The 16311-nt window shown below is 62.9% G+C and carries 3 protein-coding genes; 1 reads left to right on the top strand and 2 read right to left on the bottom strand.

Going from position 1 to position 16311, the window contains the following annotated elements; translation table 11 throughout:
- Window positions 1-92: 92 nt before the first annotated feature.
- Window positions 93-479: an HvfA family oxazolone/thioamide-modified RiPP metallophore gene (locus Q7F16_RS00740; RefSeq protein WP_409555404.1), complete on the bottom strand. Its 387-nt coding sequence runs from the start codon at window positions 477-479 to the stop codon at window positions 93-95.
- A 358-nt stretch (window positions 480-837) separates the two neighbouring features.
- On the opposite strand from Q7F16_RS00740, the gene Q7F16_RS00735 reads away from it, so the two are divergent.
- Window positions 838-3411: a bifunctional diguanylate cyclase/phosphodiesterase gene (locus Q7F16_RS00735; protein ID WP_409555403.1), complete on the top strand. Its 2574-nt coding sequence runs from the start codon at window positions 838-840 to the stop codon at window positions 3409-3411.
- Window positions 3412-3560: 149 nt separating this feature from the next.
- Here Q7F16_RS00735 and Q7F16_RS00730 read toward each other — a convergent pair whose 3' ends face one another.
- Complete coding sequence (locus Q7F16_RS00730; RefSeq protein ID WP_409555402.1) at window positions 3561-16127, bottom strand: filamentous haemagglutinin family protein; 12567 nt, start codon at window positions 16125-16127, stop codon at window positions 3561-3563.
- Between the last annotated feature and the right edge of the window lie 184 nt (window positions 16128-16311).

Raw genomic sequence — 16311 nt, 5'->3', positions numbered from 1 at the left:
CCAGCGGGTGCAAGCCCCCTCGCCACAGGTTCTTTGTTCGATGCCGCATCAGTGGGCTGGCATCAACTCATCAGGCTCACCACTGGGGCCAATCAGGACTCGATAGCCGCCCCGCACTTGCCTTCGCCACATTTACCTTCCGCGCTCTTGGCCTGGGCCGACAGGTATTGCTTGGCTTCCGGCAACGAGATACTGCTGTCATGGTTGGCGTCGATCTTGTCGAACTCAGTGGCGCGCTCCGGGGCCGCGGCGATGAACTCATCACGCGAGACCTGGCCATCGTGGTTGGTGTCGGTCTTGGCGAACTTGTCTTCGCCACACTTGCCTTCGGCGGGTTTCTTCACGGTATCGGCTGCCGCCAGGGTGTAGCCCTGGGCCAAGTCATTCATGGTCAAGGCCGAAGCCGCCGTGGACAGACCCAGGCCGCCGACCAGGGCCAGGCCGAGTGCAAGGGATGAGTTTCGGGAGAAGTTGAGCATGGGGTATTCCTCGAACGATCAATACGCCAGTCACCCGCACCGAGGCTCGGTGCCGGCTGGCTGGCGTAGTTAATCGTCGGTGTGTATCGGGCCTGTGTCGCCGGCCCGGGTCTTCGTCAAGCCGGTGTATCCGGGGCCGCGCAGTACACACTGCGATACAAACCCGCCTCGGCCGCAGGTCCTTGCTCTTGAGAAAGGAAGCTCTGGACCGCGTGTCCCGACCAACCGTTGCATGCCGTCCCACCTGGTGGCAGCTCAGCCAGGCGCACCATTTGTGATCACGACTAAGTAAATCAGCCCTACAGCCGATACAAGACAGGTGCGGGTGAAATCGCTTTTTTGCTGATGACTTATTTTTATGATTGAAATTGCTGGCAATGACTCGACTGTCCTTTCCCCGGGTTCGCCAACCCGAAGTTTCACTCGTCGCACTTTCCCGGCCATCATGCTCCTGCTGTTTGTCATGTCCGCACTGGCGATCGCCGTGCTGCTCAACATCACCGCGGCCCAGGACCAGCGCGCCCGTGAACAGAGCCTGTTTTTCGCCCAGCGGGCCATCGAGGGGATCCGCAAAGGTATCGGACGGGATCTGAGCGACTACTCCAAGTGGAGCGACGCCTACCGGCACCTGCATGTCAGCGTCGACAAGGAATGGGCCTATGACCAGGAAAACGTCGGCAGCAGCGTGTTTTCGCTCTATGGCTACCAGGCCGTGTTTGTCATTTCGCCAACCGGCCAGACCGTCTACTCAGTGATCGATGGCCAGATGAGTGAGGTCGATGCCGACACCTGGCTGACCGGCGACTTGCGAGCGCTGTTGAAAAAAGCCAACGCCGCGGAAAATCACGAGGAAGTGATCGTCGAGATGCTCCATCACGAGGACGCCCCGGCGTTTGTGGCCGCGTCCGCCATCACCATCGGCACGGACAGCAGCGTGCCGGAAATCCCCGGCCCGCCCAGCCTGATGCTCTTCGTCAAGGTCCTTGATCCCGGTGCCCTGGAAAACCTGGCGCGGGACTTCGCCCTGCCCGATGCCCATATCGCCAGGACCCCGGGCCCAGCCGATACCGCCCAACTGCTGCTCGACGACCTGACCCTGGAAGCCTTGGCCTGGCGGCCGCAGACCCCGGGCCAGGACCTGCGTAAATTCCTCCTGCCGTTGCTGGCCGTGGCGTTACTGGTGCTGGGGATTCTGGCCCTGGCGGTTCTGCGCCATGCCCTGGCCATGCTCCGCGCCCAGGAGCGCCAGTACGCCAGCCTGCTGGCCCACCGCAAGGCGCTGGAACGCAGTGAAGAACGTTTCCGCGACATTGCCGAAGTCTCATCCGACTGGTTGTGGGAGGTCGATTCGACCGGGACGCTGACCTATCTGTCGGAACGCTTCGAACAAGTGACCGGGTTCAGCCCCACGGAGTGGCTGGGCAAACCTCTGCACCGGCTGCTCCACCCCCATGGCGGCTCGATCTCGATTGCCCAATGGCTGCTCGGCGGCGCCAACAGCCTCTCCTCGGCACCGCTGCTGTGCGAGTACACCGCGCGCAACCAGCGCATCCGCACCTGCAAACTCTCGGTGCGGGCTATCGAAGCTGGCACCCTGGGTTTTCGTGGCACCGCCACCGATATCACCGACGAATTGCGGGCCCTGGCCCAGATCAAGCACCTTTCCCTGCATGACCCGCTGACTGGGCTGGCCAACCGCAACCGCTTGTTCGATTGCCTGCGCGAACACCTGGACCGGACCGATCGCCCGCCCCTGGCGCTGCTGAACCTGGACATGGACCGGTTCAAGCCGGTCAACGACTCCCTGGGTCATGCCGTGGGCGATAAAGTGCTCAAGGAAGTGGCGCATATCCTCCAGCAAAACGTGCGCGGCACTGATCTGGTGGCCCGCCTGGGCGGTGATGAGTTTGTCATTGTCATGCCCGACCCGGGCGATGCCGGCGATCTCGATCAACTCTGCGAACGGCTGATCGATTGCATGCAACGACCCATGCACCTGGACGGCAATACCCTGTACCTGGGGGTGAGCATCGGCGTTGCCTGGTCGCAGCCCGGTGACGAACGTGCCGATGAACTTCTGCGCCACGCCGACATCGCCTTGTATGCAGCCAAGGCGGCGGGCCGCAACACCTGGCGCGTGTATGTGGAAGCCATGGGCAACCTGGCCCGCGACCGGCGGCAATACGAGCAGCAACTGCGCGACGCCATGCAACGGGATCAACTGGAACTGCGTTACCTGCCCCGCTTCGATGTGAGCGCCGAACAACTGCATGGCTTCGAAGCCCAGACCTTCTGGCACCATCCCGAGAAAGGTGAACTGGGTGGGGCCGACTTCATACCGGTGGCCGAAACCTCGGGCCAGCTTGAAGAACTCGGCACCTGGATGTTGATCAACGTCTGTGAAGAGGCCGCCACCTGGCCGAGCGCCGTCAACGTCTCCATCGCAGTTTCACCCCGATGGTTCAACAGCAGTTTCCTGCTCAACCAGGTACAGACAGCCCTCGAAGCGAGCGGCCTGGCGCCTCAACGGCTGACCCTGGAAGTGGCTGAAGGGGTGCTGCTGGCCGACCACAAGACCGTCGCCAGCACCCTCCATGCGCTCAAGGACCTCGGCGTGCGGATCAACATCGACAAATTCGGCACCAGCATCGCCTCCCTGCGCGAGGTACTGGACCAGCCGTTCGATGGCATCCGCTTCGATCGCAACATCCTCACGCAGCTGGGCCTGGAGGATGACAAGGAAGGCGTCCTGGCGATGATCCGATTGAGCCGCAGCGTGGGGCTGATGGTCACTGCCGAAGGCATCGAAAACGCCCGGCAATTCAGCCAACTGCGCAACGTAGCCTGCGACCATGTCCAAGGCCCCTACTTCGGCGCGGCCCTGGCCCGCTCGGAAATGGCCTCGTTCTTCACCACGCCGCGGTGGCTGTAACCCACCTCCCCACCGCTATCGCGAGCAAGCTCGCTCCCACAATAGGTTCTGCGGTGCATGCAGAGCTCATGAACGCCTCAAGCCCCCTGTGGGAGCGAGCTTGCTCGCGATGAGGCCAGCACAGCCGACATCCCTGCAAGCTCGGTCTCTTACAAACTCAACCGCCCCCGCTCCTCCTCTGTCAGCCGCTGGCGGTTCTGTTCGTCCAAAGGCCCCGCACCCAGGACCTGCACCGGGCTGGCCGGATCGTAGGCCCGAGGCGCTTCGCGGCTGGCACCATCGCGTGATGGGGCCAGTTGCTCGGAGCCAAAACTCACCACCTGCACGGTAAACACCGACGCCTGGTTCTGCCGCGCCGCGTTCTGTTGCTGACGCGCCACATCCTCAGCCGCCTGCGTCGCCGAAGACGCCGCCGAACTGGCCGAGGTTATGGCTCCGGTGTTCACCGAGGCCGCCAGCGGCACGCCGGTGGATTTGCCCTGGGTCTGGATGTTGGCCGCGTTCACCACGGTCAACGCTGCGATGTTGACGTTGCCCGACACCCGGATCCCCGCCTCGCCCGCATCGATGGTGCCCAACGGCGCGATCAGGTCGATATCCCCCGGCGCCACTTCGGCAATCGGGTTGAGGGTGGCGATACCCGCGCCGGTGCTCGGCACCGATGGCGACAGGGTCACGTTGCCCCAGGTGTCGTACAAACGCTTGGGCGGCGTGTAGACCACGGTGGTCTTCGAACCGCGACCGGCGTTGATATCGCCCTGGGCCGACCAGCCGAGAATAGAACCGCCGAAGGTGGTCATGATCCGGCTCTGCCCCAGCAGGATGCTGTTCTGCGCATACAACTGGATATCGCCCTCGCCCTGGGTGATGACCCCGGCGGTGGACGGCGGTGCGCTGCCCTCGATACCAAATGTCTGCCCGCCCCCCGGGGTCAGCATCTGGATGCTGCCGCCGAAATCGGTGTGCACACCGGCCCCGCCGAACATGGTGATGTCGCCCTTGTAGGTGATCGCGTTACCCGCCACATCCTTGCTCGGGAACAACCAGTCGATAGCCTCCCGCCCGCGCAGGTAGCTGCCTTGGCGCACGCCGCCCACTTCGTTGTACTCACGGCCACCGGCCTTGAGTTCAGCAAAGTACACATTGCGGGCAAACACCCGCTGCTGCTCCGCCGGCAGCGCCGCGAAGAAGTTGCGGGCCTGCTCGGTGTCACCGCTGAAGCCGAAGCGTTTCTCCAGCCAATCCACCAGTTCCGCCTCGTAGGTCTTGGCGACCTTGCCGTCCTGGTTCGCCAGGGGCACACCGGCCAGAGCCTGGTTGGCCGGGTCCAGGTACGCCTTGACGAAGCGCTCGTAATCCGCCCCGTTGAGGCCCGCGCCGGCTTGCAGCACCAGACTCGCGCCGGGGCGGGAATCCCCTGGCACCACCGCGCCGATACTGGTGATGCTGACCTTGTCGTCCATCAGGATATTGCGCCCGGCGGTGATTTCCAGCAGGCCGGGGCCGGCGACGTTGAAGCTGCTGTAGAGGATGTCGCGCCCGGCTGACACGATGGAGATGTCGGTGGGGTTGTTGTGGATGAAGAGGTTGCCGGTGGTGGTGTAGGACCCTACGTCGGGAAGACCTCCTTTACCACCACTAAGCGGTGTACCGCTGCTGACGATGTCTCGTCCGGCCATCATTCGCACAGAGCCTGTACCTTCGTAATAAGTCTGTCCGAGTCGGCTGTCGTTCGTGGTGGTAAACGTCATCGCTCGCCCGCTATTGACGGCCAGCAAGTCGCCCTTGATCGCATAGAAACGAGCAGGATCGGAGTTGAGGGCCCATTCGCTGGAGGCGCTGCTGCTGTCAAAGGTAAACAAGGGCAACGTACTTGCGTCTGGAGGAACACGATTAGCATCGGCGGAGAGATTGCTGACCACCACGCTGCCATTGACGAGCCCCATAAAGGCTGGTCGCAGCGGTGTGGCCATGGCCGTAGACGAGGCGCCGGAGCGACTGACCGTCAGGTCGCCTCCATAGATGGAATCGCCGGCGAGGAACTGCAGCTCGCTGTTGACGCCGGGGGCGAGCAGCAAGGCAGAACGATAGCTACCGTCGTAGTTCCCCGAATCAAGACGCATGGCTTCGCCGTAATAAAGACTGCCGCTAGCCGCTACAGCCCGCAGGATCGACGGATAAACCACCGCCAGGTCCGTCTCGATTTCTGACACCAAAGGGGTCAGATTACCTCCGGATGACCACACATCAATCGCCGTATTGGCGGTCCACAAGGTAAACCAACTCTTACCCGATCCGTTCGTCGCACCATTTTTGAAGGGCGACACGCTCATCATCGGCGCCCGGCCTGGGTCGGCAACATCCATCACGACCAGGTCGCCCAACGTACGCACATCGAAGGTAGCATCACCTGGCATGAGGGTCAGTCCGCCGATAGCAGATCCTCGTGTGGACTTGAAGGAGTCGTAGGCCCGCGTTTCTCCAGGGGATTGTACGGGGGCACCGTTGCCGTAGAGCAGGTCGATACGTCCAATGGCACCACTATCGATTTGCGCGTGTCCTCGCAAATTGACGACCGCGCCATTGAGATGGCCAGTCGCGAACACGCTATTGGGGTTCAAGGCGCCACTTACACGTAGGTTGAGATCACCACCGCCGGTCAATTGCAGGCGGCCATCTGTGCCCACACGACCAGTGCTGCCCACGGCAAACACCAATCCTTGGCTGCGGCTGTTGCTGCGCGGGTCGAGGAGACTCCCTGCCATTTGATCAAGCACCCCGGCATCGCCCGCGACCTGAACATCCAGGTTACCGCCGCCCAAGGTACCAAACCCCGTAAATCCGACCATCAAGTCAGCCTTGCCATTCTGTGCTGCGGTATAGCTCCCGAAATTGATCCACCAGGCAGCGGGTTGTGCCTGGGTACCGGTGGAGACTGAACCGTTGCCTTGGCGCCACAGCCAGTTTCCGACACTGGCAGTGTCATACCCCAAGTCACCGGGATTAGGTCGTGTGCTACCGCTGCCAGTCACCATATCCATTGTATTGCCGGTCAGACTACCGCCAACATTCAAAGTCAGGTTGCCGCCAAAGTCCGGGTACCAGGCACGATAAAGACTGTTGGTACCGCCATCCACAAACTGCTCGTTTTCACCCAGCGCATCATTGAGCACCTTACCCCCCGCCCCCAGCGCCTTGGGCTGATTGTACGGGTCGTTTGCATAAGTCTCGCTGGCTGAACTGCCAGCGGTATAAACGCCGTACAGCGAATCCATTTTCAGATCACCTGCAGACAGCAGTTCAAGGTCTGCCGCGCCGGTACGGATGACACTCCAACGTTGGCTGCCAGGCTTGTATTCTGTTTGCCCTACAGCTTTGCAGAACGACGGCGTGTCATCACACATTCCCGGATAGGCAACGTTCTCGAAATCGATCGGCTGCCCCGCGTAGCTCGGATCCCCCAGGAAGTTTTCCGCCCCTTCCTCCGTCCAGACAAAACCGCTACTGGCCTTGCAAAATGACGGGCTGTCTTCACACATTCCCGGATAAGCGACATTCTCAAAATCAATGAATTTGCCTGCCAGGCTAGGGTCTCCGAAGTTTTCCGCCCCTTCTTCGGTCCACACCATCCCCCCAGCCCCGGCCTTGCCAAACATGCCGTAGTGACTATCAGCCAAATGAAGATCACCACCCGCCAACACAGGCTGCACGACCCGACTGTCCGCCGCCCGTGTATCGGCACCGGCCACCAGTCGCAGGGACCAAGACTGCGAACCCTCGGCCAGCATCGGCGCGAGAGCCCAGTTGCTCCCTGCCACTTCCGGGCGCAACTGCACCGACTCCACTCCGGTCGGCAACTTGATGTCGGTACCCGACGGGATTTTCGACCCCACACTCAACGCCAGGGTACCGTTGAGCCGCAGGACATTGGTCAAGCCGTTGCTCGCATCCGCAATGCCTGGCAAGGCAACGCCTTTGGGCCAGACCAGGCTGCCGATGGTTGCACTGCTGCCCAGCAGGCTGCCTGCCCCCAGCACTGTGCCCGCCTCAAGGGTCTGGGTCGTAGCCAACAAAGTGCCGGCGGCGAACAACAGATTACCCGAGGCGTCATGCACCGCCGCGGCCAGCACCGTGCCCGCCGGCAGCACCAGCGGTTGATCAAGCGTCGCGGCAACCGGCAGACGCGTTCCCGCCGCCAGGGTAGCGCCCTTGAGCGGCACGTCGAAGTTGAGCACCGAGCCGGCCGGAAACGCCGTGTCGTCCGCCAGGGTCACGCCGGTACCGGGTACGACAATATCGCCCGCCGCGAAATCAATGCCCGGCAACAGCACCCAGCCCTTGTCATCGTTGCTGGCCGGTGGCTGGGCAAACCCGTCGGTGATGCTGCCATAGATGTTCAGGTCACCCCCGGCCCGCAGTGTCAGGCTGCCGGACTCACCGGAGCCGTAGACTCCGCTCAGGACGTTATGCGGATTGAGGCTCTCATAACGATAGCGCGACAGGTCCAGGTCACCCTGGACCACCAGGTCACCGTCGGCCGTCGCACTCACCACCTCCACGCCGGGGCGCAGATGCAACACGTCGCGATAGTGGCTGTTGTTCAGCCCGGCGAGTTTGCGCTGCAACAGATCATCATTGTCGAGGGCGTTAGTGATAAAAGCGGTATTGTCCTTATGGACGAATTCGTCCAACCAGGCTTGATTGATGACCTGATAAGGCTTGCCGCTGGCCGACGGTACGTCAATCAGCGGCGCGTCGCTGTATTGCCACATGGCAACCAGCGAGATCGAGCGGGCACCTTGAATATCCAGGGCGCCACTGGCATCGATCGCCACGTCGCCACCCGACGCGCCACCCAATCGTGGTGCGCTGAGCTGCAACGTGCCGCGAGCGCGACCGTCATTCATGCCGGGCGCACTGCCCAGCGCGACCTCGGTACCGTGACGCAGGTCGATGCGGGCGCCGTTCCCCAAGGTCAGGAGGCCTTCCCGAGCGGTCAAGTCGACAATGGCGCGGTTCGGCGAATCGATGATCTTGCCGTAGCTGTCCACGCGCAGGCGTCGACCATGGGCGTCGAGCACAGCACCGCTGCCCAAGGTCAGGGCATTCTTGGCGGCCAGATAAATGCTGCCGACCCGCTCACCGCTGGCGTCCACCGTGCCATTGACCAGCAGGCTGCCATTGTCCAAGGAAACGCTAATGGACGAGGCTTTGAGTTCGTTACCGATCACCAGGTCGCCCTGTTTGAGCTGGAAGCTGCGGGAACCGAACACCTGCCCGTCATTCAACCGTTGGTTCAAGGCTGCGAACTGCTCGCTGAGGTTACCGCTGCCGCCCAGGCGCTGCGCCTGGATTTCCACGCCGCCGGCCAGGTACGGCATGGCGGTGCCGCCGGCGTCATATTCGCCCGTGCTGCTGCCGAGAATCCGCCCGTGCAAATCAACGATCCCGGCGGCCTCGTCCAAGGCCACGGCACTGAGCCGGCCAGCCTGGTTGTTGCGAGCCGAGAAGTCGATGCTCGATTCATTGGCCTGGCGGATGTTGCCATTCTGGCTTTGCAGGATCACTTCGCCACCAGCGCTGTAACGTGTCACATCGTTGAAGGTGACCGTGCGGCCTGCCACGTCGATCAATGCCTCATCAGCCAGGGTCAGGTCATCCGTAGCGCTGAGGGTCAGCTTGCCGCTGGGCAGCACCACCGCACTGGCCAGGTTGAGGCTCGCGCCCTTGAGGGACAACTCGCCTCCAAGCCCGGAGACGGTGCCCGGCTTAGCGCTCGCACCCGTCACGTTGAGCGCGCCGCCCGCGGTGATGCGGTTGACCGATCCGGCTTCACCGGTGAGCAACGGCGTGAGGATATTCAGGTTGCCGCCGTTGTAGGCGTAGCCCGTTTTCGCGTCATAGGCGCCCTGGCTCTGATACACCGCCAGGCTGCCCTTGTGATTGGCGGTCACACGTTCGCTGGCGCTGAGGTTGACGTTGGCGAACCCCAGCGCCAGACGATCCAAGGTGGTGATCGAGCTGGGTTGGGTGAACGCACCGTAACCGAACTCGATACGCTGGGCCTGGATGTCCAGGCGACCGGCACCGGTACCGGCCCCACCGGCAATCACCGAACCCGGCGCGCCGACGGCGCCGTTCCAGATCAGGTTGGCGGTACGGATGGTCGCCACGTCACTGGCGCTGCCGGCACCATAGATGGCCGGGGTGCTGAGCATCAGGTTATTCAGGCGCGACTTGCCTGTTGTCGGGTCATAGGTGTCGAGACTGACGGTGCCGTAGAAATTCAGCGCCTCGCGGGCCGACAGTTCGAGGGTTTCCAGGGCTGGGGCACCGTATTGGGTATCCCCGCGCAATAGGCGATTGAGCACGGTCTGGCTCAAGGTCAACCCCGCCGGCAAGACCTGGCGCGTTGCCGCATCGCTGAGGGCCTGGGCGGTGCCGACATTGATGTTGCTCAAAGCCAGGGTCAAGTGACGGGTGCCGTAGCGAACCTGGTCGTTCAGTTCCAGACCACCTCCAGTGGCGGCGACAATACTGCCTTCGGAGTGAATCCGCGTGACGCCACTGCACGGCGTCAGGCTGCAGCCGCCTATGTTGATAGAGCCGCTGCTACCCGATGGAGGTGCCAACACATTGAGCAAGCCATTAGAGGCTGCCAGCATGTTGAAGTCTTTAAGCAAGCTATAAATAAAGCCATCACGGGCATCGTAAGCAGCCGCTCCACGACCAATGGTATTGATGGCGGCGCCTTGTTCCACCAACACCTCACCGCCACTGGCAAGCAGGAAAACCTCCGGCGCCGCCAGCGTCGCCCCTTCGCGCAAAATCACATTGCGCGACATATCAAACTGGGGGATGACATAGTTTCCGCTCTGGCCATAACTAATCGAAAATAGCCCGCCGATCACCTGACGCGAAGCATTCAGCGCATTGAGGCTTTCGGCATTGAGGGTCACGCCCTCGAAGCCGGCCGTGGCCCCTCGCCCATCAGCAACCACCTCCAGTGCGCTGCCGGTGCTCCCAACCACTGCGACGGTACCGCCGTAGCCCCCTTTCTGGGGCGCGAACTTACCGATACCCTTGAAGGAGAACGCCTGGTCTCCGGCCCCGGTGGACAGACTCAACTTCAGGGTCTTGGCGTCTATCGGCAACATCGCCCGAGGCACGCCCAGGCGCGCTGCGTCAGCCATGGCGAATTGTGCGTAGCTGGTTTCGTTGTATTGCGAGTAACGACGCAGCACCTCTCCCGACGTCAGGATGACCTGGCTGGACAAACTGTTACGCTGCCCGGTATTGGCGATCGACAACACCCCGGCGGTGCTCCAGGAGCCGTTGCGCATCTGCTGCGCGCCCGTTGTGGAGCCTGGCCCTGCCAAGCCGTTGACCTCGACCCGGAACGCCCCCGGTAGCAACGCATAAGTGGAAGGCATCAGGGTATAGGTACCCGCCGCCAACCCGGGAACACCGGTACCTATGGTGATCTGCTGGCCCACCCGCGGATCCACCGCGCCGCCTTCCGGGGCGACTGGCGCATAAGCACTCTGGTTGCCTGGCACGATGGCGTAGACCGGGTTGGAGGACAGTCCCGGCAGGGTGAAACCGCCGTTGGCGCCAATCTGGACCAACGGATTGAAACGCGCATCGGTGGAACCGCCACGGCCAGAGATAAAACCGGCCCCGAGCAATTCACCGCCTCCTGAGAGATCCAGGACCGAACCTTCCTGGGCCGCCACCGACTTGCCGCCCAGAATCACACCGATGTTCAGGTCGCCGGTGGTGGAAGGCACCGCGCCTTGCCCCAGCAAAACAACCTTCTTGCCTGCGTACTGATAACTCTGGCCATCGACAGTGCCGCCATAAGGCAGGACCAGACCCTGGCCACTGACCGACGTCAAGCTGCCCGGCAGCAAGTCCACCCGGGCGGACACACCCGCCAAGCTATTGTTCGTACCGACTTCAAGCAACCCCAACGGAGCACGTACGACACCACCTTGTTCGATCTTCGCGCTGCCCAATTGCAAGCGACCGAACACCGAATAAGGCACCTGGGGGAGGACCTGGGTGGTACGACCGATAACCAAGCTACGCATCGGATCGTAGAGAGGGATATTGTTAACGGGATCGCGCCCCCAGCCATACCCGGCCAAAACACGAGCGCCTACGCCGGTCGCTGGATACAGTTGGGCGGCCTGCAAGAGCATGTCCGCAGGCGTCACGAGTTGAGTTGTGAAACCTGAAGGCAACCCTTCGCTCGAGAACCCGGCCAGGAATCGCACATCTCCCCGACTGCTTAACTGAACCCGGTCAAAACCGGCGCGCTCCAACTCGACGGTGCTGTCGTCGGCCTGCCGCACGGTTCCCTTGCTACTGAACGTCACGTTACCCTGCACATCCAACAGGTCTGCATTGACAGAAAACACTGCCTTGTTCGTCTGCAACGATACGCCGCCATCGACCACCGGTCGGACGTAGTTATCCTTGTTTAGAAGGTTGGCCGCGGGGCCCGACAGCAATACATGGGAAGCATTGAGCTGAGCCCGGGTATTGGGTGCGGCTCCACTCGTGACAAAGCTGCGGGCATACAGGCTCAGGCTTTGGCTAAGGGACAGCGACACGTCACCCTCGATGCTCAACAGTCCATTGCTCAGCAGCGCCAGGCTGTCGAAACCTCCCGACTGGACCTGATCAACACCCAAGCGCCCGTGGCCGTAAACCAACGAGTCCGCCGCCTCGGCATTACCCTCCAGCAAGCTCGCAGACGCGGTCTGTCCCAGCACCAGCTCACGCACCTTCATCACTCGGTCGCTGGCTGCGTTCTTCACGTAGTAAGGCGTTTCCAATGCCACCGACAACTTGCCGCCCGCCGCCCCTGTCCCGCCCGAACGGGCGCTGAATGCGCCATCCAGGTACAAACCATTGGCTGACGCCAGGGAAATGCTGCCGCCATTGCTCGCCACCGAGGTGCGCCCCTGTCCGGGAATATCCAGCACGGCCAGGCTGCCATCCGCTTGCAGACGCGCACCCTCGCGCACCACCACAAACAATTCGGACGCTGAAGCCGAACCTTTCGCGGCATCGATCTGGCCGCCGATGACGATCTGCCCGCCATCGCGTACCAGGCCATAGGTCTGACCGCGCATATCCTGGGCAGTCACGGCCCGACTGGAGACGTCGATCAGCGCCTGCTCGCCCAGCCAGATGGAGCGACCGTGGCCCTGAGCGTTGACGGCTTCACCCTCCGTACCGATGACGCTCAACCCGGTAAGGCTGACCCGCCCACCCCACGCATTAAGGGTACCGTTGGCAGTCAGTTGGCCGATGCTGCGCACATCGATGCCCTGCCCCGGATCGACGCTGATCACACTGCCCTTGCCCAGGTTCAATATCGTGCTGGCCATGTCGGCGGCGCTGGAATTCGCGGTGCCGGCAGTGAGGCTCAGGCTCGCGCCGCGACGCTGGGTCATGACGCCTTTGATCGCATCTTCCTGGTACAGCGCCGCCGTCCAGCGTTGCAAGGCATCGGCCGGCTCTGCATCACTGCCGGTGCTCAACGCCTGCTCGCCAAAACGGTACACCGGCATTGTCACGTCGACTTGGGTCCCCTCGGCCACGGTCAGGCCTTGGTTACCGGTGATGTCATAGGCGGAGAAGCCCTTATCGAAGAAGTCGCCGCCTAGCTGCAGGGTGCCCGGTTCAAGCGGCGAGCCGCTGTTGCCGATCAGCACTTTACTGGCCGCCAGCGTCAAGGTCCCGCCGCCATTCACGCCAGTGCCGCGCAGTTCACCGTCAAGGTTCAAGGCGCCGTTACCGGACGACGCGCCGGTACTGGCGGTCAGGGTCAGGTCACCGCCCTTGCCGCCGCGGGTCTTGCCATCGGCCATGACCGCAGCGCCGGAACTGACGTCGATCAGGCTGCCCTGGCGCACGTCGATGTCGCCACTGCTGCGCACCGACACAGTGCCGCCATTGAGGAACGGCAGACCTTGGCGGTCGTTGCCGTCAAGCAGCAAATTGCTCCACCGCCCAGCAGTGTTCAACGTCACGCCCTCGCCCAATGTGACCCCGGCACGCTGACCGGTGGCGGGCGAAAGCACGACATCTGCCATCTGGAAATTATCGGTTCTGATCTGTTTAAGCACGTTACCCAAGGCAATGCGACCGCTGCGGGCCGTCAGGTCGGCGTTCACTTCCACCTGCGGCGCGTAAAGCGTGATGTCGCCGCCATCGGCCACCTTGAGCGCGTCATCGACCTTGATGCCCTCAAGCGCCGCCACCTTGACCGCGCCGAGCTGGAAGCCATTGAGCAGTTCGTTATCCAGCACCAACTTGCCTTGCCGGTCGCTGCGGACCACCGAGGTCAGGTCCAGGCCCGCGGCAATCTTGTCGGTCACCTTGCCGACGGTGACCTGATCGAAGGTCGGGTTCAAACCACTGTTGATCACGCCTGCAGTCTTGTCATAGATCGGCGTGTAACTGCCCACCCACAACTGCGCCCGTCGGGCCACGGCGTTTTGCGATTGCTGGTAACCGTCGAGGTTGAGGTTCGGTGCCTGGGTCTGGCGTTCGCCCTGGTAGACCTCGCCGACAATCTGGCCTTCCAGCACGGCGTTGCGGGTCGACACCACCAGCTTGCCGGCATCGCGTCCGACGGTGTAGCCGGCTTCAAAGCGCTCGCGCGGGGCGATCAGCGGGTTGTAGTAGTAATCGGTCTGGCCCCAGCGTTGGCTGTGGTCTTCGTAGCCCTTGTAAATCCCGCTGTAGAGGATGTCCCCCGGCGCCTTGGACAAGTCATACAAACGCCCATTGGGGCCCTTGAGCCAGGACTGGCGCAAGTAGCCGCTCTGCACATCCAGGGTGCCGCCAGACAGGTTCAGTTGCGCCGCCTGCTGAGTCACCACGTCGTTGCCGGTGAACGTCAGGGTGCCGCCTTGAGCAGCCCATTCACCGACGCTATGGCCTCGGGTCCCCAAATAACCGCCGACTTCCAACAGCCCACCCGCCGTGTACCAACGGTCGGTGACGTAACCGTTGGTGCCCGCCGGCACATAGATCAAGTCACGCACGTCCACCCAGACATCGTTGTTGGTCAGCTTGCCGTCCTCGCGGTTGACCGGCGCATCACGCTGCTCGTTGCCCTGGACGTTGACCTTGATGGAGTTGGACTCCATTGCCACCTTGACGCCGATGGCGCCGGAGACATCGATCACCGCGCCATCGCGCACCAGGCTGCGACCGGCGGCGCTGACCGCGACCTGGCCGCCGGTGGCCAGGGTGATGGAGCCGTTCTGGAAGTCGACGCTGCCGCCACTGACAATCTCGACTCGGGACTGGTCGGTGCGATCGACCACGCTGCTGAGGTTGTTGAACTGGCCGGTGATCAGGTTGTTCGGCGTGCCATCCAGGCCGGCCGGTCCGGCATTGCGCTGGCTGTCCAGGGCACTGCCGCCCGCGGCGTCGAGCAGCACCGCCGTGGCACTGCCCAGCCCCAGGGTCACGCTACCGGTGCTGTCGCTGAAGGCGTTGAGCAGGTGCACGGTGCCACGGGTGTCCACTGAACTGGTGGCGACGACCACGCCGTTCTGCTCGACCCGGTGTCCGGTGAGGGTGATGTCGCCGGTGCTGGCCTGGATCAGGCCGCTGTTGATCACCGTACCGGCGCTGCTGCCCGGTTTGAGGGACGTCGCGACCTCGTTGCCACGGGTGGTGGAACGCAGGTTACCGCTGGTGCCCTGGCCGCGTCGGATGTAGAAGCTGTCGCCCGCCGCCAGGGTGGTCTGGCCCTTGGCGGTGATGATGGAGCCGGCGTTCTCCACTTCGCTCCCCAGCAGCAAGGCATAGCCGCCCCCGGCCGTGGAGGTAGCTGCGCGGTGGGTTTCGATCAGCGCGCCCTGCTGCACTTCGACCTTGCCCGCCGCGTCGGTGAAGGTCGGTTGGCTGCCGGTGGCATCGACGTACAAGCCGCGCTTGCTGAATTGCTCATCGCTGACGTTGGCCGCCACCGCCGCCAGGTTACGCACGTTGACCTGGCTGCTGCCGCTGAAAATGATGCCGTTGCGGTTGACCAGCATCACCGTGCCGTTGCCCTTGATCTGGCCCTGGATCTGGCTCGGTCGCGCCTGGGGGTCGTTGACCCGGTTGAGCACGGCCCAGTCCGACTGCTGCTGGAAATCCACCGTGGTATTGCGCCCGACGTTGAAGGTTTCCCAGTTGAGAATCGCCTTGTCGGCGGTCTGCTCGATCTTCACCGTGGTCTTGCCACCGACCTGGGTCTGCTGCGGTCCCTTGGCGTTGAGCCAGCCCTGGGTCAGGCTGTTATCGACCTTGAGCCCGCCCTCGCCCAAGCCGTCAGGCACAACCTGTATCTGCCCTAGCGCGGCTTGCCGACCCGCGGCCTGTGCCGCCTGCTGAGCCGCAATGGCGGCCACGGTGTTATTCAGGTTGGTCAGCGAACGCTGCAACTGCGCATTGGCCCTTTGCTGCTGCGCCAGGGGCGGCGGCATGCCTGGCTGCGCCGTCGTGGGCCGCCCCGCGCCACCGGCCTGGGACGCGCCCTTGGCGGCAAACCAGGCCGAACTGAACGCCGTCGCTGCGTGAGCATTGCCGGCCATCATCAGCAGGGCAATGGCCTGGGCCAGCGGCTTGAGCCGCAACATCGACGACTCGCCATCGCGACGTGGAGCATTCAGGTTCGTCTGGGGTTTGCAGCGCAGCATCCTACTCATCCTTTCGGGTTCGCTCTAAGGGGGCGCAACGCAGTGCAATCAAGCTGCCAGCGTTGGTTATAGGGGATAGGCGGTTACAGCCGCTCGGGACCGAACGGATGTCATGAAAATTTCATGTAGCTGTGTCGGTACGGGTGTTGGGCAAAGATCAGCAACGACTTGCGCCATTGCTGAT

Origin of the sequence: Pseudomonas sp. Lb2C2, assembly GCF_052112205.1 — a bacterium.
Lineage (GTDB): Bacteria > Pseudomonadota > Gammaproteobacteria > Pseudomonadales > Pseudomonadaceae > Aquipseudomonas > Aquipseudomonas kilonensis.
The sequence above is the reverse complement of the archived record's forward strand: the minus strand, read 5'-3'. Positions and strand labels throughout refer to the sequence as shown.

Excerpts from the sequence above, each read along its gene's own strand:
- Q7F16_RS00740 (WP_409555404.1), bottom strand. The coding sequence starts at position 479 with ATGCTCAACTTCTCCCGAAACTCATCCCTTGCACTCGGCCTGGCCCTG.
- Q7F16_RS00730 (WP_409555402.1), bottom strand. The coding sequence starts at position 16,127 with ATGCTGCGCTGCAAACCCCAGACGAACCTGAATGCTCCACGTCGCGAT.
- Q7F16_RS00735 (WP_409555403.1), top strand. The coding sequence starts at position 838 with ATGATTGAAATTGCTGGCAATGACTCGACTGTCCTTTCCCCGGGTTCG.